We start from the raw sequence: 268 nt of genomic DNA on the forward strand, positions 1-268 counted from the left end.
TTAACACCAGACCGTCGCTGACCACCGGGCGCGAAAGTGCTTCACCCGCGACTTTAGTTTGCCATGCCACAGTACCATCGCTGGTATTCAGCGCGTAAACCTGCGCCTTTTCGCTGCCAATGTAGACATGCCCACCAGACACGGTCACACCGCCAGAAAGTAATGCAGGCTCTTTAGAGAACCAGCCATCTTTCTCGGCCAGGCTGACAGACCAGATTTCTTTGCCATCATCCGCATTCAGCGCTTTTACTAAACCAGCGCGGTCCGC

The 268-nt window shown here is 54.9% G+C and carries 1 protein-coding gene; it reads right to left on the minus strand.

Annotation, left to right across the window (positions count from 1 at the left end):
* Positions 1 to 268, minus strand: a 268-nt coding sequence (locus SB765_RS30075) for a PQQ-binding-like beta-propeller repeat protein (protein ID WP_410932556.1), incomplete at both ends; no start/stop codon positions are given.

Source organism: Pseudomonas sp. SIMBA_067, from assembly GCF_046534675.1.
Taxonomy (GTDB): domain Bacteria; phylum Pseudomonadota; class Gammaproteobacteria; order Pseudomonadales; family Pseudomonadaceae; genus Aquipseudomonas; species Aquipseudomonas putida.